The following is a 24,932-nucleotide window of genomic DNA, read 5'->3' on the forward strand; positions in this document are numbered from 1 at the left end:
CATATTCACTCATAGGGATTGTTAATGTGAATGCATCCTGGTTCCACTCTGCATCACCCCTACCCGATTTGGTGCTCGGTGCCTCGCTTTATTTCCCTCCCATATTTAAAGCGTTTCTGCTCGGGTTAGTATTTTGGCTGCTGATTCACCATCTGCTGCGTGACTGGATCTATTCTGGCGAAATCTGGCACCCCATGTTGATGGATCTGTCCATTTTCGTCATTGCCGTCAGCGGCGCCCTGTGGATTTTAGCGAGTTGGTAGCTTATGAAGCATAAGACATTAAAATACTTTTCGACGGTTATTATTTGTGCCATTGCGCTCTGCGCCGGCTGGTGGCTATGGAATTACTACATGCAATCCCCCTGGACGCGTGATGGAAAAGTACGTGCAGAGCTGGTCAATATTACCCCTGAAGTTTCTGGCCGTTTGGTGAAGATCAATGTTCAAGATAATCAATTTATCGCGGCGGGAAGCCTGATTTTCAGCATCGACCCTGTTCCCTATCAGATCGCCCTGGATCATGCCGAAGCCGCTCTGGCAAAAGCGCAATCGGACATGGCCAGGGCGGACCATGAAGCGGCGCGGCGTCGCAACCTGCCGCATAACGTTATTTCCTCTGAAGATCTGGATGAATCCAATTTGGCAGCAGCAGCCATGAAGGCTGCCTATAAGGCAGCTCAGGCCAATTTAGAGCAGGCCAAATGGAATTTAAGCAAAACCCGTATTTATGCCCCCACCGACGGTTACATTACCAATCTGCAGGCGCGCGTAGGTAACTATGCCACGGTGGGCACTCCGCTGGTGGCATTGTTGGATACACACTCATTCTATGTGCTTGGTTATTTTGAAGAAACCAAACTGCGACATATAAGGGAAGGCCGCAGGGCAGACATCGTGTTGTATAACGGCAATACGCCCTTGCAGGGCAAAGTAGAGAGTATTGGCCGGGCGATTTACGACCAGAGCGTTGAGAGCAACAACAATTTATTAATGGACGTCAAACCCAATGTTCCCTGGGTACGTTTGGCACAGCGGGTGCCGGTAAGGATCAAATTGCTCAATGTGCCGAACGATGTCCACCTGGTGGCGGGCACGACCTGTACCATTTCTATCCACACGCGGGATTAACCCGTGAATATGTCTTTTCTTGAATGGCATCGTACTCCCTGGGGAAAGGCCAGCGGCGGGCAATGGCGCTATGCTCTACGTAATTCGCTGGCCATGTGCCTGGCGCTGTGGATCGCTTTCGTTTTGCAACTCGATGAGCCCTATTGGGCACTCACCTCCGCCGCCGTGGTCAGCTTCCCCACGGTGGGGGGTGTTATCAGCAAAAGTATAGGGCGGATTTTTGGCAGCTTGATGGGCGCCATGGCCTCGCTGATCATTGCTGGCCATTGCCTAAGCGATCCTTGGCTATTCACCCTGTCGATTGCCTTTTGGTTGGGTTTTTGTACCTACATTTCCAACCACTATCAGAACAACGTTTCCTACGCTTTTGCCTTGGCTGGATATACCGCCGCCATTATCGCGTTCAGCACGGTTAACGTTACCGATACGCTGGAGATCTTTGATATCGCCCAAGCGCGTGTCTGTGAGGTGATCACCGGTATCTTGTGCGGTGGATTGATGATGATGATCCTGCCCAGCACGTCCGACGGTGAAACCCTGCTGATCTCGTTGCGGCGCATGCAGTTACGGCTGTTGGAACATGCTGCCATGCTGTGGCAGCCGGAAATCAGCCTGCGGATGCGCACCTCGCACGAAGGAGTGATTGGCCAGATCCTGACGATGAACGTTCTGCGCATTCAGGCTTTCTGGAGCCATTATCGGTTACGCCGGCAGAACAATATTCTCAACTACATGCTGCACCAACAATTGCGCATTACCAGCGTGATCTCCAGTCTGCGACGCATGTTGCTAAATTGGCCGGACCAACCGGCCAACCTGGCCCCCGTGTTGGATCAACTGTTGAAAGAGTTACACAATCCCGACACCGATAAATACCGCCTGGCACATATCCTGCAGCTTATCGCACCACATGATCCTGCCGATTACCGCCATCGCGCTTTTTTCCTGCGTTTACGGCATTTCTGCTGGCTTTATCTGCGTTGCAGCCGCTGGTTACAACGGCTGGAGAGTGCCACCCCGGCCTACGAGATCAAACCATCGCGCGTCACCGCGCTAGCTCGCCATACCGACAGCTATGAAGCCGCCTACAACGGCTTGCGCACCTTTCTGTCTATTCTGATTGGTTGCGCTTTCTGGATCGGCACCCAATGGGACTCGGGCAGTTCGGCGCTGACCATGACCGCCATCAGCTGCGTGCTCTACTCCTCCACGCCTTCACCGACCAAGTCCGTCGCCAATTTGCTGAAAGCCGTTTCCCTACTTTCCGTTTTCTGTTTTTTGATTAAGTTCGGTTTGATGATTCAGATCGATGATTTCTGGCTATTCTGCGCCTTTCTGTTCCCGGTTTTAGTGACGATGCAGATGATAAAACTGCAACATCCCCCTTACGCACCGCTGTGGGGCCAGTTGATCGTGTTTATGGGTTCGTTTCTCACCGTCACTAATCCCCCCAGCTATGATTATCAGTCGTTTATAAACGACAGCATCAGCAAAATTGTCGGGGTGTTATTGGCCGGGTTAGCCTTCCAGCTCCTGCGCCCCAGTTCAGACAAACGCAAAAGCCGACGAATTATTCGCGCATTGCGTCGTGATTTTATCGATCAGTTGAGCAGAAAACCCCAGCAGAACGAGAGTCAGTTTGAGTCTCGTATTTATCACCGTATCAGTCAGTTGAATCAAAGCCAGGATCAAGAAGCCCGCACCTGGCTGCTCCGCTGGGGCGTGGTGCTACTGAACTGTAGCCACATCATCTGGCAGTTGCGTGAATGGCAAACCCGCTCGGATCCGCTTTCCGCCGTGCGTGATGTCTGTATTCATTGTCTGAAAGGCATTATGACGGAAAAAGGGGTCCAGCACAGTTCACTGGACGCGACGCTACAGGAGTTGCAGCGCATGAGTAACGTCTTGGCACAGCATCCAGAACAGGCCGCGCGCGATTTGGCCGGATTGATTTGGCGGTTATATTGCTCGTTGCAGCAGTTAAAACAGGCTATTTCACCGCCAGAGGCGGCAACAATGACGCCCGCGACATCTTAACGCGGGCAATATATACCCTTCATACTTCAAGTTGCTTGGGTGTTGGCTGCGTCCGTTTGCACCAGTCACATGGTTATCTATGCTCCTGGCGACTCTCGGACTGGCCGCCTACAAGCAACTCGAATTATTTTGGGGATATTTACTTGATAACACCACAGGCAAAGCGATCGCCCCCACCACCCAACGGCTTCGGATGGTCGGAATGGTTATCGCCCCCGGCGTGAACCATCAGGGCTTTGCCTTCGATTTCACTGATTTTCTTCAACCGCGGAGCCAGGACTGGAACGTTAGACATGCCGTCATTCATTACGTAGATGGCGGGCAAATCGCCCAGATGCCCATCAGCATAGGGCCCAAGGTGCTTGCCGGTTTTCTGCGGATCAAAATGCCCCCCCGCCGCCAGCGCAGCAACCGCTTTACCGTCCTTCATCCCCGGTTCACAACTGCCCTTTTCATGCACGTGAAAACCATGCACGCCACCAGGCAACGCCATAAGCTGCGGGGTAAACAGCAGACCGTAAGGCGTTTCGCTGATAGTGATTTTACCAATGTCCTGCCCAATTCCCTGCGCAGTCACCAGATTCATTTCAACATCAACCGTAGCGGCCTGAGCAACGCCGCAGGCCACCAACCCTAATGCTGCACACCAAAAATGTTTCATCAATCAACCTCCATGCGATAGTTGTAACAGAATCATGAGTATAGAAGGTCTAAGGAATTAATCAATTTCCTTTAAGTTTAATTAATTACAGGGTTACACAATTAAATTTTTGTTTAATTTTTCAATAAGTTATGCATTTTAATGATAGTAACTAAATTATAAAATACATGTATTAAAGCCTAAGGGGAAATATCGATTTCATCTGGTACTAATAACAATCGGAATAGATGATTCTTATTAAGAATGTTTTGCTATTGCGTCGTAATGACTCGGAAGTTTTATTTTTTGAACATATCACCCCATGTAATAGCCGGGCAATTCTACATTACCCGGCCGAGATAAGGACTTAAGGTACGTCGTACCCCAATGCCGCTTTACGGATACGGAACCACTGCTGGCGGTTCATTTCCAACTCACATGCTTTAATCGCTGAACGTACGCGTTCAATCTTACCTGAGCCGATAATCGGCAACGGCATAGACGGCAGACGCATCACCCAGGCATAAACCACCTGTTCAATAGTTTCGGCACCAATTTCCTGCGCCACAGCGTGGAGTTCGTCACGCAACGGCTGGAATTCCGCATCGCTGAACAGGCGGCCTCCGCCCAGGCAAGACCAGGCCATCGGCTTGACGCGCAGTTGCTGGCACTGATCCAAGGTGCCATCCAGGATTGCGGGTTGATGAATCGGCGAAATCTCCACCTGATTAGTCACCAGTGAGAACGGCAGGCGCGACTGCAGCAGAGTAAATTGAGCCGGTGTGAAGTTGGAAACGCCGAAATGGCGTACCTTGCCACTTTTGTGCAACGCGACAAAGGCTTCGGCCACTTCGTCGGCATCCATCAACGGATCGGGACGATGGATCAGCAGCAAATCCAGATAGTCGGTATGCAGGTGGGTTAACGACTGTTCTGCACTCTGTACGATGTGATCGCGATCGGTAATGTAATGACCTATCGGGTTACCTGGCTTGGCGGTGGTTGCAATTCCGCATTTCGACACCAGCTCCATCCCTTGGCGCACCGAAGGTTTCAGCTTAATCGCCTCACCAAACGCCTGCTCACAGGCATAGCCGCCATAAATATCAGCATGATCTGCCGTTGTCACTCCCAGTTCAAGGTGCTGTTCAATAAACGTCAGCAACTGCTGGGGCGACATTCCCCATTCCATTAATCGCCAGTAACCGCAAATCATTTGCGAAAATTCAGGCCCTTGGGGTGCAAGCTTAGTCCGACTTACCATGTTTAAAACCTCATGAGATTAATTTGCGTCAGCATACACAAGCGCTCATAAGGTAGGAAGCCACAAAACGGTTTTAACCTGCGTCAGATCGGGAAATAACTAAAAAAGTGAAGGTTGTTCCGGCGGGATTTCGTCAACGGGTTTACTGACACGCTGCATACGCAAATAACGCTGACGGCACAAGCGCAGCACCTCGCGTTTCTGTACGTCGTTCATTTGCATCCAGCCAAAGCGCTCATCGCGGCTGCGCAGGCAACCACGGCAGAAACCGCGCTCATCGGCTTGGCAAATACCGCGGCACGGGCTGGGTATGTCAAAAAACTCAAGTTGCTGCGCCACACGACCTCCTGCGTTCCGGCTGTGTTCCACACAACCTTATGCTAATTGAAGCTGCCATCAGCACCGATGGCAAGTGGCTTTTCGCCATGGCGGCGAAAATAGTCGCGCAGATAATGCAGCGCCTGGCGGGTTTTCTCCGGCAGCACCCGCTCCAGCGTCAACGCATGCAGGCGGAATGGCGCTGGCCGCCATTCGGGCAGCAGAGCGATCAACTCCCCTCGGCGCAGTTCATCACTGATTTCATACAGCGGTTGACCGGAAATCCCCAACCCCATGCGGGTAAAGGCGCGCATCACGTTCATACTGCCGCTGACGATCTGCCCAGCGGCGAGCCGCAGCTTGAAATTCTCACCAGATTGATGATGCAAGTCGAGATGAAATCCATGGCTGCTACCGGTGATCCAACGGTGCTGGACCAGATCCTGCGGCGTTTCGGGTACGCCATGCTGGCTAAGATAACGGGGAGCGGCGCAGAGCACCATCGGCCAGGCGCTCAGATGATGAGCAATCAGGCTGGTATCCGCCAGTTGCAGGTTCACGCGCAGCGAAATATCCACACGTTGCTCGATCATATCCACCACCTGATCGTCCGCCAGAATACGCAGCGTCAGTTTGGGATGAGCCAGCAACAGCGGTGCCAGCGCTTCCGCCAACGGCCCGCCACCAATGCCAACGGTGGTGGCAATACGAAGTTCCCCCACCAGCGTATCCCGCAGTTCTGCAAGCCGCTGCTCCGCACGTTGCGCCTCCTGCAACATAGCTTCGCACCCCGGGTAGAAGGCGGCTCCGGCCTCCGTCAGCGCCAGGCGGCGCGTTGAGCGGTGCAGCAACGGCACCCCCACCGCCTTCTCCAGAGAACGCATATGCTGGCTGATGGCCGAAGGCGTCATCCCCAACCTGCGAGCCGCTCCAGCAAAAGATCCCTCTGCCACCACGGTGGCAAATACCGCCATTCGATTGAGTTTATCCATGATTATGAAGTTTTACTTAATCAAGAAAGCACAAATATGGCACTAATCAGCGTTATTGTTAAGTACTACAGTATCTCTAACGCGCTGAACCCGAGTGGTTTGGCAAATCCATTCAATCGTGTAACAGGAGATAAAGAATGAAAGTCGTCATTATTGGAGCAACCGGTTTTGTTGGCCGCCGCGTGGTGGATGAGGCACTGGCCCGCGGCCTGCAGGTTACGGCTATCGCCCGCCAGAAAAAAGATCTGCCGGACCATGCCAATCTGACCCTCGCCCTGGGGGATGTGGCCGATACCTTATGGTTAACCAAACAGCTAACCGGGCAGGATGCAGCGATCAGCACTTACAATCCCGGTTGGGCAGAAGAAAATCTGTATGAGAAAACCGCCAAAGGCGCGCAGCAGATCCTGGATGCGGTAAAACAAGCCGGGGTGAAGCGCTTGCTGTACGTAGGAGGTGCTGGCAGCCTGGAGGTGGCTCCAGGCGTTGAGTTGGTTGATACACCACAATTCCCAGAAAACATCCGCCCAGGGGCTCAGGCGGTGCGCGATTTGCGCAATAAGCTGAAACACGAAAGCCAACTGGATTGGACCTATCTTTCCCCTGCCGCATTACTGGAGCCAGGCAAACGTACCGGGCAATTCCGCTTGGGAACTACCCAGTTGCTGATGGATGGCCAGGCTCCGGCTACGATTTCAGTGGAAGATCTGGCCGTGGCGATCGTCGACGAAATCGAAAAACCGCAATTCATTCAGGCACAGTTTACTGCCGCCTATTGATAGGCAACCAAAACTATTGCTGCCCCGTAGCGCGCTGAATATCTAAGGTTATCTTAAGTTTCATTTGGTAGATTTCAGCGCATTACACCCTGGCAGGATTCAGATTTAGTCATGCAGTTACGTCGCTTATTACAGTGCAACAGTCTGGGATTCATTCTTTCCAGCGCATTATTTTTTACCTTATTTCACAACGCGCTCTTTCTCTCTACCGCTTGGTCGTATATTACTTTAGATAGCATCCATAGCGTTATTTTTGCCGCCACCATGCCCGTGGTGATTTTCTGTGCGCTAAATATCATTTTTAGCGTGCTGACCGTCCCTTTCCTGCGCAAACCCCTGATCATCTTTCTGCTGATCGGTAGTGCTGCAAGCAATTATTTTATGTTCAGCTACGGCACCGTTATCGACGGTAATATGATGCAGAACGCCTTTGAGACTAACGCGCAGGAAGCCAGCGCCTTAATAACGCTGCGTATGGGGCTGTGGCTGCTGCTACTGGGGATTATTCCTTCGTTTGTGGTAGGTTTGGTGCGAATCCGTAAAACCCATCCCTGGTGGTACATGCTGGGCCTACGCGCGGCGAACACCATGCTTTCCGCCGTCGTGATTCTGTTGATTGCCGCCTTATTTTACAAAGACTATGCCTCGCTGATCCGCAACAACAAGAGCGTAGTGAAAATGCTCACGCCGTCCAACTTTGTGGCTGGCACGATTAAATTTGCCGAGCACCGCTATTTCAGCCGCAATTTATCCTTGGTCAAGATTGGTGAAGATGCCCAATTGGGCCCACTCATTCGCGGTCAGGAAAAAAAGACGCTGGTCGTCCTAGTGGTGGGCGAAACTGCGCGGGCGGAAAATTTCTCGCTTGGCGGCTACCCACGCGCAACCAATCCGCGCCTGCAGCAGGACAACGTGGTGTATTTCAAAAACGCCAGCTCTTGCGGTACCGAAACGGCAATCTCCGTCCCTTGCATGTTCTCCAACATGCCACGCAGCGATTACGACGCCACGTTAGCCACCCATCAGGAAGGTGTGATGGATGTTCTGGCCCATGCTGGGGTAAACGTGCTGTGGCGTGACAATGATGGCGGCTGCAAAGGTGCCTGCGATCGTATCCCGCATATCGACATGACCAAACTGCAGTTACCGCAGTATTGTGAGGGGGATGTCTGCATGGACAATGTGCTGCTGCACAAACTGGATGACTACATCAATAGCCTGAAGGGCAATGGCGTGATCGTACTGCATCAGATGGGTAGCCACGGGCCGGCTTATTATCGCCGCAGCACGCCCGAATTCCGCCAATTCACGCCGATCTGCGACAGCAACCAGATCCAAGATTGCACGCACCAACAGTTGGTAAACACCTACGACAACTCGCTGCTGTACACCGATGCCATGCTGGATAACACCATTAAACTGTTGCAGCAGCACGGTGATCAATTTAATACCGCGCTGGTTTACCTTTCCGATCATGGCGAATCGCTGGGGGAAAACGGTATCTATCTGCACGGCACACCTTATGTGTTCGCACCCTCTCAGCAAACCCATGTGCCCTTCCTGATGTGGATGTCGGCAGAGTATGAGCGCAATTTTGCGATCGATCGCCAATGCCTGAACCGGCTGGCTGAAAACGATAAGGTTTCGCAGGATAATCTGTTCCACACCCTGCTAGGCATGCTCAACGTGCAGACGCATGAGTATCAGCCTCATCAGGACATTCTGCAGCACTGCCGCAGTCAGGCCTCTGGCAAGGCTTAACTTTTACAGGCCGCTCGGGCACAATAGCAGCGTTCTCAAGCCGGTACTTTTTACCGGCTTTTTATTTTTCTTGACCTAGACCGATTGGTCCATTACGCTCAACACCACTATGACGAAACCTATGCATTGCAACGTGGATACACGTGAACATCTGCTCGCTACCGGCGAAAATCTCAGCCTGCGCCTTGGCTTTGCCGGCATGGGCCTGAGCGAATTGCTGGCGACGGCGGGCGTGCCTAAGGGGTCGTTTTACCACTATTTTCGTTCGAAAGAAGCCTTCGGCGAGGCGATGCTGCAGCGCTATTTCGAGCACTATGATGCCAAAATGCAGGCGTTGTTTGGTGATGTAAAACGCGATGCGCGCCATCAGTTACTAAGTTATTACGCTCAGGCCATCAGTCATCACTGCCTCAGCGAATGTCATAATGCCTGTTTGGCCGTGAAGCTTTCTGCCGAAGTCAGCGATCTGTCAGAACCGATGCGCCATGCGCTGGAAACCGGCACTGCGCGCGTTGTTGGTCATCTGCAAGACGCTCTTGAGCGAGGCGTGCGCGAAGGTTCGCTGATTATCGACATGAGCCCGTCGGTAACGGCAGAAACGCTCTACTCGCTATGGTTGGGGGCTTCGCTGCGTGCCAAAATCCGCCGCTCCGTTGCCCCGCTGACCAGCGCGCTGGATACGATCGAATTACTGTTGCGCCCTGCACAGCGCTAATCCCTTGATTGATTGTGAAAGTACCAGTGAATATTGGTTTTAATACCAACTAGTCGACCGGTCTATTAAATAGGATGCATTATGAAGATTGAAAAGTTGTTCTCCCCCCTGAAAGTTGGCGCTACAACACTGCCCAATCGTGTATTCATGGCCCCGCTGACTCGTTTACGCAGCATTGAGCCAGGCGATATTCCAACGCCATTAATGGCGGAATACTATGCACAGCGCGCCAGTGCTGGCCTGATCATTACCGAAGCGACACAGATTTCTTTCCAGGCGAAAGGTTATGCCGGTGCTCCAGGGTTGCATACTCAAGAGCAGATTGCCGCATGGAAAAAAATCACCCAGGCCGTTCATGAGAAACAAGGACATATCGCCGTACAGCTTTGGCACGTTGGGCGTATTTCTCACAGCAGCCTGCAACCGGGCCAGCAGGCACCGGTCGCCCCTTCCGCAATCGCCGCCGATACCCGCACCACGATACGTGATGAAACCGGTGCCTGGGTACGTGTGCCCACCTCCACCCCGCGCGCCTTGGAAACAGCCGAAATTGCCAGGATCGTCAACGACTTCCGCCAGGCTGCCGCTAACTCACGTGAGGCGGGTTTTGATTACATTGAACTGCACGCAGCACACGGTTACCTGTTGCACCAGTTCATGTCGCCGGCCTCCAACCAGCGTACCGACCAGTATGGTGGCAGCATTGAAAACCGTACCCGCCTGACGCTAGAAGCGGTCGATGCCAGCATCGCCGAAATTGGTGCCGATCGCGTCGGCATCCGGATTTCACCGCTTGGCCCGTTCAATGGCCTGGATAACGGTGAAGATCAAGAGGAAGCAGCACTGTATCTGATCGAAGAATTGAATAAACGCGGCATTGCCTATCTGCACATCTCCGAACCCGACTGGGCCGGTGGCAAACCTTATTCCACCGCGTTCCGCGATGCCGTTCGCGCCCGTTTCACAGGGGTGATTGTCGGAGCCGGCGCTTATACTGCCGAGAAGGCAGAAGAACTGATCGAAAAAGGCTTTATTGATGCCGTCGCCTTTGGCCGCAGCTACATTGCCAACCCGGATCTGGTAGAACGCTTCCAGCAGAAAGCACCGTTGAATGAGCCTCATGCCGACACCTTCTATGGCGGCGGTGCGGCCGGTTATACCGACTACCCACCCCTGTAAGCGACGCCTTTCTGATACCCAGCCGGCCACGCGTCGGCGGGTATCATTAGTGACAATGTCACATAAATTTACCCTGCACCACTTTCATTGAATTGCCTTATATGACAAGGCTATACTAATCCCTGCTTCAATCTACCTGCCGCCCACTGCGGCACAGCCAATCAGAGGAAATTATGCGCCTACTCCATACCATGATCCGTGTCGGTGACCTGCAACGCTCCATCGATTTCTATACCAAGGTATTAGGCATGCGCCTGCTGCGCACCAGCGAGAACTCCGAGTACAAATATTCGCTGGCGTTTGTTGGCTATAGTGATGAAAGCGAAGGTTCCGTAATTGAACTCACCTACAACTGGGGCGTCGACAGTTACGAGATGGGTTCTGCCTTCGGCCACTTGGCGCTGGGCGTTGATAATGTGGCAGCCACCTGCGACAACATTCGCAAAGCCGGCGGTAAAGTCACTCGCGAAGCGGGGCCGGTCAAAGGCGGCACCACGATTATCGCTTTCGTTGAAGATCCCGATGGTTACAAAATTGAGCTGATCGAAAACAAACATGCTGGTCAAGGCATCGGCAACTGATGTTTCCCCAGGGCGCAATTGTGCGCCCTTCTTTTATCTCCGCTGCATCAAGGCAATAAATTTGTCATAATGCGCGCTGCATTCGATGAAGATAAGAAACTGATGGCCGAAAAAAGTGATCTTAACGCCCTGAGTGGCCGTTTTCGTGGGTTTTATCCCGTTGTTATTGATGTAGAAACTGCCGGTTTTAATGCCCAGACCGATGCCCTGCTGGAAATTGCCGCCGTCACGTTAAAAATGGATGAAAACGGCTGGTTACAGCAGGATGAAACCCTGCATTTCCACGTTGAACCTTTTGAAGGGGCGAATCTGCAACCGGCAGCGCTGGCTTTCAACGGTATCGATCCGCATAACCCGTTGCGCGGTGCGGTGAGCGAATATGATGCGCTGCACGCCATTTTCAAGGCCGTGCGCAAAGGCATCAAAGATCAGGGGTGTAACCGCGCGATTATCGTGGCACATAATGCTAACTTTGATCACAGCTTCCTGATGGCAGCCGCTGAGCGCGCCAGCCTGAAACGCAATCCCTTTCATCCGTTTGCCACCTTCGACACCGCCGCGTTAAGCGGGCTGGTGCTGGGCCAGACCGTGTTGGCCAAGGCCTGTATCGCCGCCGGGATGCCGTTTGACAGCAGTCAGGCACATTCCGCGCTGTACGACACCGAACAAACGGCCCTGCTATTCTGTGAACTGGTTAACCGGTGGAAACGCCTCGGCGGCTGGCCGATCGGTAGCGATCACGCTGAATAAGCGCTATAAACAATTCGGGCGGCACCTGCAACAGGGGCCGCCCGAATCTATCCGTCAACCCTTTCGCCCTCAAGGCTGCTGCTGGTCTTCCTGCTGTTTGTATTTCTCAGCCGTCTCTTTGATCAACGGCTGCAATTCACCACGTTGATACATCTCAATGATGATATCGCAACCGCCCACCAGCTCACCGTCCACCCAAAGCTGCGGGAAGGTTGGCCAATTGGCGTATTTTGGCAATTCGGCACGAATATCCGGGTTTTGCAGAATATCAACATAGGCGAAACGCTCACCACAGGCTGAAAGCGCCTGAACCGCCTGCGCAGAGAAACCGCAGCTTGGCAATTTCGGTGAGCCTTTCATGTACAGCAGGATCGGGTTGGTCGAAATCTGCTGCTGAATTTTTTCAATCGTCGTCATTATTGCTTCCTCAAGCCACATCTTGGCTACGGCTATTGTAGCGGCTGGAACAGTATCAAGAAAACGCCATCTTTTGCAGGGGCATTAAGGTTACCGGGCGAGCTCTGAAAACCGCACCATTCCGGTTAAAACATACTCACAGAATAACATTTTTAATCCGACTATTTCACTATTATATTTTCGCCATTGACGGGGATGAATAATAAATCACGCCCTGATTTCCGATGTTTTTTTATACATCAACCGCTTGATATTACATCAGAAAAAATGCCATTAACGTTTTCTCACAATATGGATGACTATTTATGAGTTCTCCACTGTTTTATATGGCGAATTTCGGGAATACTGTTACCTATTAGATTTCTGTTTTGAGGCCAAGGTTGGTAACGTTGACATGCGTTTAATTATTACGCTTTTTGCGCTGTTGTTCTCACAGCTCTTCTTCAATTTGGCGCACGCTGCGCCAAAGGCACATATTTCCGCCGAGCAGCGTAAAGGCCACGTTAATGAAGCCAGGCCGGACGATCGCAAGAAAAAGAAAGCGGATAAATCCAGCAAGAAAGCGAAAACCGTTGCACCACAGAAAACAGCAAAAGTAAAAACACAGGCCGATAAAAAAACCGCTCAGGTCAAATCAAAGAGTAAATCTACCCACACGGCCAGCATCAAAGTGACCCCACCGAAAAAGGGTTACAAGAAAGGCTATGGCCGCCATCGCGAGCCAGAGATGGCCACAGCAAAGCTGGCGAAGCATGAAAAGCCATTGAAACTCAGCCCTGCGCACAAGAAACGCTATCAGCATGCCAAGCAGACCGCCATGGCCAAACTGATGAGCCAGATGGGCAAACCTTACCAATGGGGCGGTTCTTCGCCACATACCGGGTTTGACTGCAGCGGCCTGATTTATTACGCCTATAAAGACGTGGTGAAAATCAAAATGCCGCGTACCGCCAATGAAATGTATCACCTGCGTGATGCCGCGCCGATCAAAAAGAGCGAGTTGGAGACCGGCGATCTGGTGTTCTTCCGCATTAACAATCGTGGCACTGCCGATCACGTTGGCGTATATCTCGGTAACGGCAAATTTATCCAGTCCCCACGCACCGGCGAAGAGATCCGCGTCAGCCAGTTGGACAACGACTACTGGCAAAACCATTACATTGGTGCCCGCCGGGTTGTGACACCAAAAACTATCCGTTGATTTATTCCACCCAAGCAACGTCAAGCTTCGGCTTGAGGGGTGGCGAAGGGCGGCTGAACCCTCAGCCAGCCGCCCTTTCCTGCCGACGCTTTAATCAATCAGCTGCTTAACATGCTTTAAACCTTTTTTTCACCAGGAAAGTTGCTAAGATTATTGTCCATAAAAAACACACAACCATTCTGTTTGCCTCCTTCAGCCACCGGGTTGGAGGGTATCGGAACAATAGTGCTGTATATAAAAAAGGAGAAAGCAATGTCGTTTGAATTACCTGCATTACCGTATGAGAAGAACGCTCTCGAACCACACATTTCTGCAGAAACCCTGGAATACCACTATGGCAAGCACCATAACACCTACGTGGTTAACCTGAACAACCTGGTGAAAGGCAGCGAGTTCGAAGGCAAAACCCTGGAAGAGATCATCAAGACCTCTACCGGCGGTGTGTTCAACAACGCAGCGCAGGTGTGGAACCACACCTTTTATTGGCATTGCCTGTCACCACAGGGTGGCAACGAACCGACGGGTGCTGTTGCTGATGCGATCGCTAAATCCTTCGGTTCTTTTGCCGCTTTTAAAGAGCAATTCACCGATGCCGCAGTGAAAAACTTCGGTGCAGGTTGGACCTGGCTGGTGAAAAAAGCGGATGGAACGCTGGCGATCGTCAATACCTCAAATGCAGCTACCCCGCTGACTGGTGAAGACAAACCGCTGCTGACCGTTGACGTGTGGGAACATGCCTACTACATCGACTACCGCAATGCGCGCCCAAAATACCTGGAAAACTTCTGGGCATTGGTCAACTGGGCATTTGTGGCAAAGAATCTGGCGTAACCGCTAGGATGTGATGTGATAACAAGGCGCAGCATGCTGCGCCTTTATTATCTTTGCTATGAAGTCAGTTCAATGCTGCGATAAAACCGAAAACAATAATCATTGCTAATGTACAAACGGTGGTGATCAACGACATCTTCAAATCGGTATCCATAACGACTCCCTATCAGATTGGCTGTGTTAAGCATAAAATCCACACGATTAATGCGTCAAATCATTTTCACACAGTTCGTGACTAACATCTTGTTATCATTTCCCAAGTTATAATGCTGAATAGATCTTCCACTTTGCGCCAATATGGGACAAAATCCGCAGTTCACAACTGCGTACCGGCAAAATGCCCCTCCTGTTCAAGCGGCTTACGATCTCAGCCCTAAAAACTCAGCTTCCGCTTCCCTGGAGAGTCTATATCCAGTGAGACGATAGGTATACGCAGGCAAACGATTAACATCATACTTACATGCTGTAACATGTGGGTTCAGGAGTCATTCTTTACATGGCAACGATTAAAGATGTCGCCAAGCGCGCTGGCGTTTCCACCACCACCGTTTCGCACGTCATCAATAAAACGCGTTTCGTCGCCGAAGAAACCAAAGAAGCCGTGAGGGCGGCGATCAAGGAACTGCACTATTCACCCAGTGCCGTTGCGCGCAGCCTTAAGGTTAATCACACCAAGTCGATCGGTTTGCTTGCCACCTCAAGCGAAGCCCCCTATTTTGCTGAGGTGATCGAGGCGGTGGAAAACAGTTGCTATAGCAAAGGCTATACCCTGATCCTCTGTAATTCGCACAATAACCTCGACAAACAGCGCGCTTATCTGGCGATGCTGGCGCAAAAACGCGTCGATGGCCTGCTGGTGATGTGCTCCGAATATCCGGATCAGTTACTGGGCATGCTGGAGGATTATCGCCATATCCCGATGGTGGTGATGGACTGGGGTGCAGCACGCGGGGATTTCACAGACACTATTATTGATAACGCCTTTGAAGGCGGCTATCTGGCTGGCCGCTATCTGCTGGAGCGCGGCCACCGCGATATCGGTGCAATTCCAGGCCAGCTGTCACGCAACACCGGCGGTGGCCGTCATCAGGGCTTCCTCAAAGCCCTGAAGGAAGCCAATGTAGACGTGCGTGAAGAGTGGATCGTCCAGGGGGATTTTGAACCCGATTCAGGCTATAAGGCCATGCACCAGATCCTGTCACAAAAGCACCGCCCTACGGCGGTATTCTGCGGTGGCGATATTATGGCGATGGGCGCTATCTGTGCCGCTGACGAGCTGGGGCTGCGCGTCCCGCAGGATATTTCGGTGATCGGTTATGACAACGTGCGTAATGCGCGCTATTTCACCCCGGCCCTGACCACCATCCACCAGCCGAAAGAGCGCCTGGGGGAGATGGCTTTCACCATGCTGCTGGATCGCATTATCAGCAAGCGTGAAGAATCCCAAGTGATTGAAGTGCATCCCAAACTGATCGAGCGCCGCTCCGTGGCCGACGGCCCATTCATCGACTACCGCCGTTAAGCGCCTGTGCCGGGCACCTCGATGCTGCCCGGTACCTCTTCGCTCAGCCACTCCTGGTTGAGCGTTTCACTGTCCCCTAAGTACTCCAGCAACCAGGCCATCGCCGGTGACTGCGCATTCTGCTGCCAGGTCAGGCAACAGGCACTGGCGGGGAAAGGTTCATACAGTTGCAAAGCCACCAGTTCACCGCTTTGCACTAACGGCAGCACGCGGTGCGCGGGCACCATGCCAACACACAGCCCACTGCGCAAACAGTCGACAGCAGAAACCCAATCGGGCACGGTAAGCCGCCGCTGATTATCCAAAGACCAGGTCACGCGTTTCGGCAAGTTGCGCGAAGTATCCTCAAGCAACAAAGAGGGATAAGGCCGCAATTGCTCGTTGCGCAGCAGGCCGTTCAGAGAGGCCAAGGGATGTGTGGCACTCACCACGCACAGCCAGTTCATAAAACCCATGTCGCGAAAGGCAAACCCCCCACCCACCGGCACGGCACGCGTGGCACCGATCGCCATCTCAGCTCGGCCATCCACCAGCGCATCCCATACGCCGTTAAACACTTCCGGCTGCACCATCAGTTCCACATCGGGAAAGTGACGATAAAAATCCAGCACCAGTTGGCGGCTGCGCTGCGGCTTGACAATAATATCCACCGCGATTCTTAACTGCCCGCGCCAGCCATTGGCCACCTGCTGGCATTGACGGCGGGTATCAAGCATTTTTTTGATAACAGTGCGCGCCTCTTTGACAAACAGCACACCGGCAGGCGTCAGTACCACATCACGGTGGCGGCGTTCAAACAGCGATACGGCCAACCATTGTTCCAGTTGCCGTACGGTGTAGCTCACGGCTGACGGTACGCGATGCAGTTCCTGTGCCGCCGCGCTGAAACTGCCGGTGCGCGCTACCGCATCAACCACATCAAGAGAATATTCAGACCACATCTTCTTTTGCCTTCAATTTTTTTAACAGCACCTAGCAAATATTACCGTTTCACAAGCAGAGATCCAGCCGGATACACTTGCCGCCGCTAAAAACCTGCAATAAGAAAATGTTAATGAGAAATACCATGCAAAATTTTGGATTTATGTTTTATCTCGCGGGCCTGAGTATGCTGGGTTATCTGGCAACCGATATGTATCTGCCCGCTTTCAGCGCCATGCAACAGGATTTGCAAATCTCTGCCGGAGCCATCAGCGCCAGCCTGAGTATCTTTCTGGCGGGTTTCGCCTTTGCTCAACTGGTGTGGGGGCCGCTCTCTGACCATCTGGGCCGCAAACCGGTTCTGCTGCTTGGCCTGGGGCTGTTTGCGCTCGGCTGCCTGGGGATGTTGTGGGTGCAAAATGCCCTGCAGCTGTGGTCATTACGCTTCATCCAGGCGATTGGCGTTTGTTCCGCTGCCGTGACCTGGCAGGCTATCGTGGTTGATCGCTATCGCGATGGTAAAGTGAACCGCATTTTCGCCACCATCATGCCGCTGGTTGCCCTTTCTCCGGCGTTGGCGCCACTGGTGGGTGCCTGGCTGCTGAATCATCTGGGCTGGCGGGCCATTTTTGCCGTGCTGCTGGGTATTGCCGCTTTATTGATCGTTCCCACCCTGCTGCTGAAAGAAACGGCCAGAATCGTGCCTTCTGCCGATAAAAAACCCACCCTCAGCTTCCTGCAAATCCTGAAGTCACCGGTTTTCAGCGGTAACGTGATGATCTTTGCCGCCTGCTCTGCCAGCTTCTTTGCCTGGTTGACCGGTTCACCGTTTATTCTCGGCAATATGGGATACAGCCCGAACGATATCGGCCTGAGCTACGTTCCGCAGACGCTGGCCTTTTTATTGGGGGGCTACGGTTGCCGCACTGCCTTAAACCGCATTTCTGGCAAAACGCTGCTGCCGTGGCTGCTGATAGCTTATGGCATAAGTATGGTGGCGTTGTATCTGGTCGCTACGCTAAGTCAACCAACATTAACCAGCCTGCTTATCCCGTTCTGCCTGATGGCCTTGGTCAACGGCGCCAGCTACCCGATTCTGGTGGCAAATGCCTTGATGCCCTTCCCGAATAACAGCGGTAAAGCCGCGGCATTGCAGAATACCTTGCAACTGGGGCTCTGTTTTATCGCCAGCATGTTGGTTTCGGCATTTATCACTCAGCCGCTGCTGGCGACCGTGACCGTAATGGTCGCAACCGTTGTTCTGGCCGCCTTGGGGTACATGATTCAGCGCAGGAAGGGAGAGATCGATGGGCAGACAACCCCAGTGGTACATGCTGACTCCATGTCATAATGCTCTTGATAAATAGTCACTTAATGAAAATTTTGGCCGAGCGCGATTTACTGTTGAGTGTGCGCTTCGGCAAGCCTATACTCGAAACGACCTTTTAAAATAACATCTTTATAGAACTTGCATCGCAATAACCGTTGTGTACGCGAATAGCGTCACACTTTATTTAAGAGGCCATTTTCTCAGGCTTTTATTACGCTGAGGGCCTCTTAGATTTCCTCTGATCATAATCGGATATCCGACACCACGGCGAAATTTCATCGTAGGTAAACGTATGCCTCATAAGAAATTGTCTACGCTATTTTCTTACGGGCCATAAGTCAGAAGAAAGTGATGGAGAAGCTATGAGTTCATCGTGTATAGAAGATCTGAGCATTCAGGATAACCAATGGTACCGTATCGCGCATGAAATGCTCAGCATGGCCGGTATTGAGATCAACGGTTCACGTCCTTTCGATATTCGGGTTAAGAACCCCAATTTCTTTAAACGCGTTATGCAGCAAGGTTCGCTGGGGTTGGGCGAGAGTTATATGGATGGCTGGTGGGAATGTGAACGGCTGGACATCTTTTTTCATCGCGTTATCTCTGCCGGTCTTGAGAAGAAACTGCCCCGCCACCTGAAAGATACGCTGCGCATTGCGGCCGCCCGCCTGGGCAATCTGCAATCCAAAAAACGTGCCTGGATTGTCGGCAAAGAACATTACGATCTGGGCAACGATCTGTTTACGTTGATGCTCGACCCTTATATGCAATATTCCTGCGGTTACTGGAAAGAAGCCACCACGCTGGAAGAGGCGCAGCAGGCCAAACTGCGTATGATCTGCGAGAAACTGCACCTGCAACCCGGCATGCGCCTGTTGGATATCGGCTGTGGCTGGGGTGGGCTTTCTGCTTATGCCGCCAAACACTATGGCGTTTCCGTGGTGGGCGTGACCATTTCCGCAGAACAACAAAAACTGGCGCAAGATCGCTGTGCCGGTCTGGATGTGGAAATCTTACTGAAGGATTATCGGGACCTTCACCAGCAGTTTGATCGCATTGTTTCTGTCGGGATGTTCGAGCACGTTGGCCCGAAAAATTACCGCACCTATTTCAAAGTGGTTGAGCGTAACTTAAAACCTGATGGGATCTTCCTGCTACACACCATCGGTTCGAATCAGACAGATATGCACGTTGATCCGTGGATCAACAAATATATCTTTCCGAATGGCTGCCTGCCCTCGGTCAAGCATATCGCCCAAGCCAGTGAAGGGCGCTTTGTCATGGAGGATTGGCATAATATCGGCGCAGATTACGATCGCACACTGATGGCCTGGTATGAACGTTTTCAACAGGCGTGGCCACAGTTGGCATTGCGCTATTCCGAACGTTTTGAACGCATGTTCAGCTATTATCTGAACGCTTGCGCCGGTGCATTTCGCGCACGTGACATCCAACTGTGGCAGGTAGTATTCAGCCCGAAAGGTGTTGAAGGCGGGTTGCGTGTTCCACGTTGATAACAGCGCTCGGGCTCACAGACGAAGAACCCCGGCACACCGGGGTTCTGTTTACCAAGGTAATCACTCAGGCTTTTGGCACCAACGCCTCTGCCGCTGCAATTGCCGCTTCGCGGCTGGCCAGCACGCGCTCAACCGTATCCACCACCGCCTGAGTTTGCGGGTCAATCTCGATATTCACTTTATCCCCCAAACGCCGTTTGCCCAGCGTGGTGCGTTCCAGCGTTTCCGGGATCAGATGCACACAGAAGCGATTATTGATCACTTCACCAATGGTGAGACTAATACCATCGATACCAATGAACCCTTTATGCAGCACATATTTCATCAGATCCGCACTTGGCATACGCAGCCAGATCTGGCGGTTATTTTCTGAGGTATAGATCTTGGCAACTTCAGCGGTGCAAATAATATGGCCGGACATCAGGTGCCCGCCAATTTCATCATTAAACTTGGCCGCTCTTTCGATATTGACCACATCCCCCGGTTTCAATTCACCAAGATTGGTCAATCGCAGGGTTTCTTTGATCAGATCAAAACTGACCCGGTTGCCTTCAATGGCGGTCACCGTCAGGCAACAGCCGTTATGGGCAACCGATGCACCCAGCTCCAGCCCCGGCAGCAGGTCACTGGGCATTTCAACAACATGGGTGCGAAAATTGGGTTTTTCATCAACGGCAACCAACAGAGCGGTGCCTTGTACGATACCGGTAAACATGTAGGCCTCTTCTTCTGAATGTGTTCAAAGCGCTACAGGCAGTTTGCCCCAGTTGGCGCAGAAAACCAAACTCGCCGCGGCAAAAAAACTGCACTTGAACATTTTATAACTATTTCGTCACAATATTTGCTTAAGAGCCCCGAGCAGGTACAATCTTTTCGACAAAATTCCGCTATTTTTAATTGTTGCCCGCAGACGGCAACTCCCTCCATCGATAAATAATAAAAAGGTGTATGCGTGCAGAAGTACTTCATTGAAGCGCGTAGTTTATTGGCCCTGGCGATCCCGGTAATCATCGCGCAAATATCGCAAACCGCCATGGGCGTGGTCGATACCATTATGGCCGGTGCCTACAGTGCCACCGATATGGCCGCTGTAGCCGTAGGTACCTCCATCTGGCTGCCAGCCATTCTGTTTGGTCATGGCCTGCTGCTGGCCCTGACGCCGGTGATCGCTCAACTGAACGGCGCAGGCCGCCGTGATCGAATCGCTCATCAGGTGCGCCAGGGGTTCTGGCTGGCTTCGGCGGTTTCAGCGTTGATTATCGTTGCAATTTACAACAGTAAATTGGTGATCGATATGATGCATAACATCGACCCGCAGTTGGCAGATAAAGCGGTCGGTTATCTGCATGCCATCATGTGGGGAGCGCCCGGCTATCTGTTCTTCCAGGTAGTGCGTAACCAATGTGAAGGCCTGTCAAAAACCAAGCCCGGTATGGTGATCGGTTTTATCGGCCTGCTGGTCAATATTCCTATCAACTACATTTTCATTTACGGCAAATTTGGCATGCCCGAACTGGGCGGCGTCGGCTGCGGAGTCGCTACCGGCAGCGTGTACTGGATCATGTTCCTGCTGATGCGCTGGTATGCCAAACGTGCACCGTCACAGCGTGATATCAAGCTGCAGCCAGGCCAGCAACGCGGCCCGGACTGGTTTGCGTTGAAGCGCCTGACCGGCCTGGGGATGCCGATCGCCCTGGCTCTGTTCTTTGAAGTGACGCTGTTTGCGGTTGTGGCACTGCTGGTCTCGCCACTCGGCATCGTTTCGGTGGCCGGGCACCAGATTGCCCTGAACTTCAGCGCACTGATGTTTGTTCTGCCGATGTCACTCGGCGTTGGTGCCACCATCCGCGTCGGGCACCGTTTGGGTGAAGGCTCGGTGGAAAACGCACGGGTAGCCGCTTACTCAGCGATTGGCGTGGGTATTGCCATGGCGTGCTGTACCGCGCTGTTCACCGTGGCTTTCCGCGAACCCATCGCACTGCTGTATAACGACAGCCCGGCGGTGGTCGCCATGGCGTCACATCTGATGCTGCTGGCGGCTATTTACCAGATCTCCGACTCCGTACAGGTGATCGGCAGCGGTATCCTGCGTGGCTACAAAGATACCCGCTCGATCTTCTACATCACCTTTGTCGCCTACTGGATCATGGGGCTGCCCAGCGGTTACCTGCTGGCGCTCACGGACCTTATTGTTCCGGCGATGGGGCCAAGCGGTTTCTGGATCGGTTTTATCATCGGCCTGACCTTTGCCGCCATTATGATGGCGTTGCGCATGCGTTGGCTGCAGCGCCAACCTGCGGCATTGATCCTACAACGTTCCAGGCGTTAAGGTCACTCGCCGGTCTGCTATTGTCAGCCCGGCGAGTTCATCATCAATCTTTGCAGAAAAAACCGCCTCACTGCGCATAAGCTCAGCAATCGCGTGAAATACCAAATAAAATTGTGTTTTTCCCCTTGCCAGCACGCGGGTAGCTCGTTAATATTCGTCCCCGCTGTCAACCATGACAGACAGGAAAAAGATGCGTCCGTAGCTCAGTTGGTTAGAGCACCACCTTGACATGGTGGGGGTCGATGGTTCGAGTCCATTCGGACGCACCAAATTCCTGCAGCCATTCAGTGCGTCCGTAGCTCAGTTGGTTAGAGCACCACCTTGACATGGTGGGGGTCGATGGTTCGAGTCCATTCGGACGCACCAATCCTTTTTCGTTTTGCTCTATTTCCACCCACCCTGTTCCCCTAAGCAATGACATAGCGATAGAGCATCAGGTATCATCTGCGCCAACGCGTATTCATGGCCACTCCCTTATGTTGATATTTAAAGCAGAAACCGTATTCGAGCCCCTCGACAATGGCCTTGCTCGCCGTGAAGGGCGTATGAGTGACCAAACGCCAGCAACGGAAGTTAAATTCACCGCAGGTGCCTTTGGCCAATTGCAAAAGCGGCCATACCCGCAGCGGATCCAGATCCTTTCCGGCGAGTTTGAATTCACCGTCGGCAATAATATTCATACCGTTTTAGCTGGCGAAATCTTGCTGATCCCTGCTGCCACCCTCTTTGGTTGTTTTTGCCTGGCGGCGGGCAACCTGCTGGAAATTCCGCAGCCAGCTTAAACGACGCAACCTACTCATCAATAACATCACTTTTCCCGCGGCACTCACCGGAATTGTTTACAGTCAGGTTATTTGCGCAACAAACCGCTACCGGGAATTTGCATTTGCGCCACATTTGCCCCTGTTTTAACTAAACCTGCCACGCACATCGGTTTTTTGTTTTGTTTCCCGCCACAGAGCCCTTATAATGCGCAACGTCTTTCAGTTGAATGGTTTCAGCCCTTGATCTGCGAAAACGCAATAACGACAATTTTTCCCCCCAGCAATATGCGCAGCATACCCGCGTCACGACAGCGGCTGAATTTTTCCACCTCATTTCTACTGTGGTCACCTATCCTTAACTATGTTTCGCACTACCAGGCACGCTTCAAATCCCTTACCGATGGTTTAACCGCCGGTATCGTTCGTTTTATTATCCATCACAACTTGTAGAAAAATCGTCATGAAAAAGACAAAAATTGTTTGTACCATCGGTCCTAAAACCGAATCGGAAGAAATGCTGACCCGCCTGCTGAACGCAGGTATGAACGTAATGCGCCTTAACTTTTCCCACGGTGATTACGAAGAGCACGGCAACCGCATCAAGAATCTGCGCGCAGTGATGGCAAAAACCGGCAAAACCGCCGGTATCCTGCTGGATACCAAAGGCCCAGAAATCCGTACCATGAAATTGGAAGGCGGTACTGACGCCGCTCTGGTGGCTGGCCAAACGTTCACCTTTACCACCGACCAAAGCGTCATCGGCAACAAAGAACGCGTTGCAGTCACCTACCCTGGGCTCACTGCCGATCTGAAAGTGGGTAACACCGTCCTGGTGGATGATGGTCTGATCGGCATGGAAGTCACCGCAGTCACTGAAAAAGAAGTGATCTGTAAAGTGCTGAACAACGGCGATCTGGGCGAAAACAAAGGCGTTAACCTGCCGGGTGTTTCCATCCAGCTGCCAGCTCTGGCGGAGAAAGACAAACACGATCTGATCTTCGGTTGCGAACAGGGTGTGGACTTCGTTGCGGCTTCATTCATCCGTAAGCGTTCCGATGTGCTGGAAATTCGTGAGCACCTGAAGGCACACGGCGGCGAAAACATTCAGATCATCTCCAAAATTGAGAACCAGGAAGGCCTGAACAACTTCGACGAAATCCTCGAAGCGTCTGACGGCATCATGGTGGCGCGTGGTGATTTGGGCGTTGAGATCCCGGTTGAAGAAGTGATCTTCGCGCAGAAGATGATGATCGAAAAATGTAACCGTGCACGTAAAGTGGTGATCACCGCCACCCAGATGCTGGATTCGATGATCAAAAATCCACGCCCTACCCGCGCTGAAGCCGGTGACGTGGCTAACGCCATTCTGGATGGCACCGATGCGGTGATGTTATCCGGCGAAAGCGCCAAGGGTAAATACCCGCTGGAAGCCGTGACCATCATGGCCACCATCTGCGAACGTACCGATCGCGTGATGCCAAGCCGCATTGATACCCAGAACGACAATCGCAAGCTGCGCATCACCGAAGCTGTGTGCCGCGGTGCTGTCGAAACGGCCGAAAAACTGGATGCACCATTGATCGTGGTAGCGACCAGCGGCGGTAAGTCGGCCAAATCAGTGCGTAAATATTTCCCTAACGCCATCATTCTGGCGCTGACCACTAATGAAACCACCGCACATCAGTTGATCTTGAGTAAAGGCGTAGTCACCCAGATGGTGAAAGAGATCGCCTCTACCGATGATTTCTATCGCATCGGTAAAGAAGCAGCACTGGCCAGCGGGCTAGCGCAAAAAGGTGACGTGGTAGTGATGGTTTCCGGTGCCTTGGTGCCGAGCGGAACCACCAATACGGCCTCAGTTCACGTGCTGTAATTAATAAATGACGCAAAAAATGCCATGACTAAAACGCCGCCTTGCGGCGTTTTTTTATCCTTCGCTGACTGTTTTCTAAAA

25 protein-coding genes and 2 tRNA genes are annotated in these 24,932 nt (G+C 52.4%); 19 read left to right on the top strand and 8 right to left on the bottom strand.

Annotated elements, in window-relative coordinates:
* Nucleotides 1–26: 26 nt before the first annotated feature.
* Genes BMI79_RS01925 through BMI79_RS01935 form a run of 3 tightly spaced genes read left to right on the top strand, consistent with a single transcriptional unit; the run spans nucleotide 27 to nucleotide 3,167 of the window.
* Complete coding sequence (locus BMI79_RS01925) at nucleotides 27–263, top strand: DUF1656 domain-containing protein (RefSeq protein WP_197091712.1); 237 nt, start codon at nucleotides 27–29, stop codon at nucleotides 261–263.
* A gap of 3 nt (nucleotides 264–266) precedes the next feature.
* Nucleotides 267–1,130, top strand: coding sequence for an efflux RND transporter periplasmic adaptor subunit (locus tag BMI79_RS01930; RefSeq protein WP_076940144.1), 864 nt, complete (start codon nucleotides 267–269; stop codon nucleotides 1,128–1,130).
* Between the two features lie 9 nt (nucleotides 1,131–1,139).
* Nucleotides 1,140–3,167 (top strand): FUSC family protein, encoded by a 2,028-nt coding sequence (locus BMI79_RS01935; protein ID WP_425272340.1) that lies wholly within the window; start codon nucleotides 1,140–1,142, stop codon nucleotides 3,165–3,167.
* A gap of 139 nt (nucleotides 3,168–3,306) precedes the next feature.
* Here BMI79_RS01935 and sodC read toward each other — a convergent pair whose 3' ends face one another.
* From sodC to BMI79_RS01955, 4 genes are all read right to left on the bottom strand, one after another.
* On the bottom strand, nucleotides 3,307–3,828 hold the full coding sequence (sodC, locus tag BMI79_RS01940) for a superoxide dismutase family protein (protein ID WP_076940146.1): 522 nt from the start codon (nucleotides 3,826–3,828) through the stop codon (nucleotides 3,307–3,309).
* 346 nt (nucleotides 3,829–4,174) lie between these two features.
* Nucleotides 4,175–5,071: an aldo/keto reductase gene (locus BMI79_RS01945; protein ID WP_076940147.1), complete on the bottom strand. Its 897-nt coding sequence runs from the start codon at nucleotides 5,069–5,071 to the stop codon at nucleotides 4,175–4,177.
* Between the two features lie 99 nt (nucleotides 5,072–5,170).
* Complete coding sequence (locus BMI79_RS01950; protein ID WP_076940148.1) at nucleotides 5,171–5,410, bottom strand: DUF1289 domain-containing protein; 240 nt, start codon at nucleotides 5,408–5,410, stop codon at nucleotides 5,171–5,173.
* Nucleotides 5,411–5,451: 41 nt separating this feature from the next.
* A complete protein-coding gene (locus tag BMI79_RS01955; protein WP_076940149.1) occupies nucleotides 5,452–6,381 on the bottom strand; it encodes a LysR substrate-binding domain-containing protein in 930 nt (309 codons plus the stop codon).
* 137 nt (nucleotides 6,382–6,518) lie between these two features.
* On the opposite strand from BMI79_RS01955, the gene BMI79_RS01960 reads away from it, so the two are divergent.
* From BMI79_RS01960 to rnt, 6 genes are all read left to right on the top strand, one after another.
* Nucleotides 6,519–7,160 (top strand): NAD(P)-dependent oxidoreductase, encoded by a 642-nt coding sequence (locus BMI79_RS01960; RefSeq protein ID WP_076940150.1) that lies wholly within the window; start codon nucleotides 6,519–6,521, stop codon nucleotides 7,158–7,160.
* A 111-nt stretch (nucleotides 7,161–7,271) separates the two neighbouring features.
* Nucleotides 7,272–8,921, top strand: a complete 1,650-nt coding sequence (eptA, locus tag BMI79_RS01965) for a phosphoethanolamine transferase EptA (protein ID WP_076940151.1) — start codon at nucleotides 7,272–7,274, stop codon at nucleotides 8,919–8,921.
* 109 nt (nucleotides 8,922–9,030) lie between these two features.
* Nucleotides 9,031–9,636: a TetR/AcrR family transcriptional regulator gene (locus BMI79_RS01970; RefSeq protein ID WP_076940152.1), complete on the top strand. Its 606-nt coding sequence runs from the start codon at nucleotides 9,031–9,033 to the stop codon at nucleotides 9,634–9,636.
* 81 nt (nucleotides 9,637–9,717) lie between these two features.
* On the top strand, nucleotides 9,718–10,815 hold the full coding sequence (nemA, locus tag BMI79_RS01975; protein WP_076940153.1) for an alkene reductase: 1,098 nt from the start codon (nucleotides 9,718–9,720) through the stop codon (nucleotides 10,813–10,815).
* A 173-nt stretch (nucleotides 10,816–10,988) separates the two neighbouring features.
* Nucleotides 10,989–11,396, top strand: coding sequence for a lactoylglutathione lyase (gloA, locus tag BMI79_RS01980; protein WP_244157302.1), 408 nt, complete (start codon nucleotides 10,989–10,991; stop codon nucleotides 11,394–11,396).
* 69 nt (nucleotides 11,397–11,465) lie between these two features.
* Complete coding sequence (gene rnt / locus BMI79_RS01985) at nucleotides 11,466–12,146, top strand: ribonuclease T (RefSeq protein ID WP_076940155.1); 681 nt, start codon at nucleotides 11,466–11,468, stop codon at nucleotides 12,144–12,146.
* Between the two features lie 69 nt (nucleotides 12,147–12,215).
* On the opposite strand, the gene BMI79_RS01990 is transcribed toward rnt, so the two are convergent.
* A complete protein-coding gene (locus tag BMI79_RS01990; RefSeq protein WP_197091718.1) occupies nucleotides 12,216–12,566 on the bottom strand; it encodes a Grx4 family monothiol glutaredoxin in 351 nt (116 codons plus the stop codon).
* Between the two features lie 391 nt (nucleotides 12,567–12,957).
* Here BMI79_RS01990 and BMI79_RS01995 point away from each other — a divergent pair, with 391 nt between their 5' ends.
* Complete coding sequence (locus BMI79_RS01995; RefSeq protein ID WP_076940386.1) at nucleotides 12,958–13,764, top strand: C40 family peptidase; 807 nt, start codon at nucleotides 12,958–12,960, stop codon at nucleotides 13,762–13,764.
* Between the two features lie 252 nt (nucleotides 13,765–14,016).
* Nucleotides 14,017–14,595 (top strand): superoxide dismutase [Fe], encoded by a 579-nt coding sequence (gene sodB / locus BMI79_RS02000; protein ID WP_076940157.1) that lies wholly within the window; start codon nucleotides 14,017–14,019, stop codon nucleotides 14,593–14,595.
* Nucleotides 14,596–14,659: 64 nt separating this feature from the next.
* Here sodB and cydH read toward each other — a convergent pair whose 3' ends face one another.
* Nucleotides 14,660–14,749: a cytochrome bd-I oxidase subunit CydH gene (cydH, locus tag BMI79_RS24525; protein ID WP_095996079.1), complete on the bottom strand. Its 90-nt coding sequence runs from the start codon at nucleotides 14,747–14,749 to the stop codon at nucleotides 14,660–14,662.
* A 342-nt stretch (nucleotides 14,750–15,091) separates the two neighbouring features.
* Between cydH and purR the strand changes: the two genes are divergently transcribed.
* A complete protein-coding gene (gene purR / locus BMI79_RS02005) occupies nucleotides 15,092–16,117 on the top strand; it encodes an HTH-type transcriptional repressor PurR (RefSeq protein ID WP_076940158.1) in 1,026 nt (341 codons plus the stop codon).
* Here the strand turns inward: purR and punR are convergent.
* Nucleotides 16,114–17,058 (bottom strand): DNA-binding transcriptional activator PunR, encoded by a 945-nt coding sequence (gene punR, locus BMI79_RS02010; protein WP_076940159.1) that lies wholly within the window; start codon nucleotides 17,056–17,058, stop codon nucleotides 16,114–16,116. The two genes, purR and punR, sit on opposite strands and share 4 nt — an antisense overlap.
* A gap of 113 nt (nucleotides 17,059–17,171) precedes the next feature.
* Between punR and punC the strand changes: the two genes are divergently transcribed.
* Nucleotides 17,172–18,389 (top strand): purine nucleoside transporter PunC, encoded by a 1,218-nt coding sequence (punC, locus tag BMI79_RS02015; RefSeq protein ID WP_076940160.1) that lies wholly within the window; start codon nucleotides 17,172–17,174, stop codon nucleotides 18,387–18,389.
* Between the two features lie 341 nt (nucleotides 18,390–18,730).
* Complete coding sequence (cfa, locus tag BMI79_RS02020; RefSeq protein ID WP_076940161.1) at nucleotides 18,731–19,882, top strand: cyclopropane fatty acyl phospholipid synthase; 1,152 nt, start codon at nucleotides 18,731–18,733, stop codon at nucleotides 19,880–19,882.
* A gap of 67 nt (nucleotides 19,883–19,949) precedes the next feature.
* Here cfa and BMI79_RS02025 read toward each other — a convergent pair whose 3' ends face one another.
* Complete coding sequence (locus tag BMI79_RS02025; protein ID WP_076940162.1) at nucleotides 19,950–20,600, bottom strand: riboflavin synthase subunit alpha; 651 nt, start codon at nucleotides 20,598–20,600, stop codon at nucleotides 19,950–19,952.
* Between the two features lie 237 nt (nucleotides 20,601–20,837).
* On the opposite strand from BMI79_RS02025, the gene BMI79_RS02030 reads away from it, so the two are divergent.
* From BMI79_RS02030 to pykF, 5 genes are all read left to right on the top strand, one after another.
* Entirely contained in the window at nucleotides 20,838–22,214 is a 1,377-nt protein-coding gene (locus tag BMI79_RS02030) for an MATE family efflux transporter (protein WP_076940163.1), read from the top strand.
* Between the two features lie 192 nt (nucleotides 22,215–22,406).
* Nucleotides 22,407–22,483, top strand: a tRNA-Val gene (locus BMI79_RS02035).
* A gap of 20 nt (nucleotides 22,484–22,503) precedes the next feature.
* Nucleotides 22,504–22,580 (top strand) — tRNA-Val (locus BMI79_RS02040).
* A 110-nt stretch (nucleotides 22,581–22,690) separates the two neighbouring features.
* The gene (locus tag BMI79_RS02045) at nucleotides 22,691–22,996 is read left to right on the top strand and encodes a cupin domain-containing protein (protein ID WP_076940164.1); all 306 of its coding nucleotides are present in this window, start codon (nucleotides 22,691–22,693) and stop codon (nucleotides 22,994–22,996) included.
* Nucleotides 22,997–23,438: 442 nt separating this feature from the next.
* Nucleotides 23,439–24,851 carry a pyruvate kinase PykF gene (gene pykF / locus BMI79_RS02050; protein ID WP_076940165.1) on the top strand — a complete coding sequence of 471 codons (1,413 nt, stop codon included), beginning with the start codon at nucleotides 23,439–23,441 and terminating at the stop codon, nucleotides 24,849–24,851.
* The last annotated feature ends 81 nt before the right edge of the window (nucleotides 24,852–24,932 follow it).

Origin of the sequence: Serratia oryzae, assembly GCF_001976145.1 — a bacterium.
In the GTDB taxonomy this organism is placed as follows: Bacteria; Pseudomonadota; Gammaproteobacteria; order Enterobacterales; family Enterobacteriaceae; genus Chania; species Chania oryzae.

What these genes read in the sequence shown, in the direction of transcription:
- sodB (WP_076940157.1), top strand. Translation starts at nt 14,017, where the DNA reads ATGTCGTTTGAATTACCTGCATTACCGTATGAGAAGAACGCTCTCGAA.
- punR (WP_076940159.1), bottom strand. Translation starts at nt 17,058, where the DNA reads ATGTGGTCTGAATATTCTCTTGATGTGGTTGATGCGGTAGCGCGCACC.
- BMI79_RS01955 (WP_076940149.1), bottom strand. Translation starts at nt 6,381, where the DNA reads ATGGATAAACTCAATCGAATGGCGGTATTTGCCACCGTGGTGGCAGAG.
- sodC (WP_076940146.1), bottom strand. Translation starts at nt 3,828, where the DNA reads ATGAAACATTTTTGGTGTGCAGCATTAGGGTTGGTGGCCTGCGGCGTT.
- purR (WP_076940158.1), top strand. Translation starts at nt 15,092, where the DNA reads ATGGCAACGATTAAAGATGTCGCCAAGCGCGCTGGCGTTTCCACCACC.
- BMI79_RS01970 (WP_076940152.1), top strand. Translation starts at nt 9,031, where the DNA reads ATGACGAAACCTATGCATTGCAACGTGGATACACGTGAACATCTGCTC.
- eptA (WP_076940151.1), top strand. Translation starts at nt 7,272, where the DNA reads ATGCAGTTACGTCGCTTATTACAGTGCAACAGTCTGGGATTCATTCTT.
- BMI79_RS01930 (WP_076940144.1), top strand. Translation starts at nt 267, where the DNA reads ATGAAGCATAAGACATTAAAATACTTTTCGACGGTTATTATTTGTGCC.
- BMI79_RS01935 (WP_425272340.1), top strand. Translation starts at nt 1,140, where the DNA reads ATGTCTTTTCTTGAATGGCATCGTACTCCCTGGGGAAAGGCCAGCGGC.
- BMI79_RS02025 (WP_076940162.1), bottom strand. Translation starts at nt 20,600, where the DNA reads ATGTTTACCGGTATCGTACAAGGCACCGCTCTGTTGGTTGCCGTTGAT.
- BMI79_RS02045 (WP_076940164.1), top strand. Translation starts at nt 22,691, where the DNA reads ATGTTGATATTTAAAGCAGAAACCGTATTCGAGCCCCTCGACAATGGC.
- rnt (WP_076940155.1), top strand. Translation starts at nt 11,466, where the DNA reads ATGCGCGCTGCATTCGATGAAGATAAGAAACTGATGGCCGAAAAAAGT.
- BMI79_RS01995 (WP_076940386.1), top strand. Translation starts at nt 12,958, where the DNA reads ATGCGTTTAATTATTACGCTTTTTGCGCTGTTGTTCTCACAGCTCTTC.
- punC (WP_076940160.1), top strand. Translation starts at nt 17,172, where the DNA reads ATGAGAAATACCATGCAAAATTTTGGATTTATGTTTTATCTCGCGGGC.
- cydH (WP_095996079.1), bottom strand. Translation starts at nt 14,749, where the DNA reads ATGGATACCGATTTGAAGATGTCGTTGATCACCACCGTTTGTACATTA.
- gloA (WP_244157302.1), top strand. Translation starts at nt 10,989, where the DNA reads ATGCGCCTACTCCATACCATGATCCGTGTCGGTGACCTGCAACGCTCC.
- BMI79_RS01945 (WP_076940147.1), bottom strand. Translation starts at nt 5,071, where the DNA reads ATGGTAAGTCGGACTAAGCTTGCACCCCAAGGGCCTGAATTTTCGCAA.
- pykF (WP_076940165.1), top strand. Translation starts at nt 23,439, where the DNA reads ATGAAAAAGACAAAAATTGTTTGTACCATCGGTCCTAAAACCGAATCG.
- nemA (WP_076940153.1), top strand. Translation starts at nt 9,718, where the DNA reads ATGAAGATTGAAAAGTTGTTCTCCCCCCTGAAAGTTGGCGCTACAACA.
- BMI79_RS01960 (WP_076940150.1), top strand. Translation starts at nt 6,519, where the DNA reads ATGAAAGTCGTCATTATTGGAGCAACCGGTTTTGTTGGCCGCCGCGTG.
- cfa (WP_076940161.1), top strand. Translation starts at nt 18,731, where the DNA reads ATGAGTTCATCGTGTATAGAAGATCTGAGCATTCAGGATAACCAATGG.